Origin of the sequence: Streptomyces sp. NRRL S-646, from assembly GCF_000720765.1 — a bacterium.
GTDB lineage: Bacteria > Actinomycetota > Actinomycetes > Streptomycetales > Streptomycetaceae > Streptomyces.
The window spans coordinates 1-250 of the sequence record NZ_JODC01000141.1 but is presented as its reverse complement, the minus strand read 5'-3'; the positions used below and the strand labels follow the sequence as shown (position 1 = coordinate 250).

1 protein-coding gene is annotated in these 250 nt (G+C 66.0%); it reads right to left on the bottom strand.

Annotated elements, in window-relative coordinates:
- On the bottom strand, positions 1-250 hold a 250-nt coding region (locus tag IH68_RS51525; RefSeq protein ID WP_037886822.1), incomplete at both ends, for a dihydropteroate synthase.

Here is a 250-nt window from a genome sequence, read left to right as displayed (position 1 = left end):
GAAGACCGAATTGAGCAGGATGCGCGCGGCCGGGTTCAGGCCGAAGGAGATGTTCGACAGGCCCAGCGTGGTCTGCACGTCCGGGTGGCGGCGCTTGAGTTCGCGGATCGCCTCGATGGTGGCGATGCCGTCCTTGCGGGACTCCTCCTGGCCGGTACAGATGGTGAAGGTCAGGGTGTCGATGAGGATGTCCGACTCGTGGATGCCCCAGGTGCCGGTCAGGTCGCCGATCAGCCGCTCGGCGATCTCG